This window comes from Bacillus sp. SIMBA_008 (assembly GCF_046535495.1).
GTDB classification, from domain to species: Bacteria; Bacillota; Bacilli; order Bacillales; family Bacillaceae; genus Bacillus; species Bacillus subtilis.
In genome coordinates this window covers 1-255 of record NZ_JAWRWL010000851.1, presented here as the reverse complement: position 1 = coordinate 255, position 255 = coordinate 1, and the positions used below count along the sequence as shown (strand labels likewise).

The 255-nt window shown below is 47.1% G+C and carries 1 protein-coding gene; it reads right to left on the bottom strand.

The window, feature by feature from the left end:
* A partial coding sequence (locus SB658_RS25745) for a putative PEP-binding protein (RefSeq protein ID WP_410603299.1) occupies positions 1 to 255 on the bottom strand: 255 nt, incomplete at both ends.

The following is a 255-nucleotide window of genomic DNA, read 5'->3' as shown; positions in this document are numbered from 1 at the left end:
CGAGAAGAATCGCTTTCGCCTGTTTAAACTCGTTTACTGTCGCAATCATCGGGAACATGATTTTTAAGTTTCCGTATGTACTTGCACGAAGCAGCGCACGAAGCTGAGTTCTGAAGATTTCTTGCTCTTCAAGGCAAAGGCGGATGGCTCTGTAGCCTAAGAACGGGTTCATTTCTTTAGGGAGCTGCAGGTAAGGAAGCTCTTTGTCGCCGCCGATATCCAATGTCCGCACGACAACTGATTTTCCTTCCATAC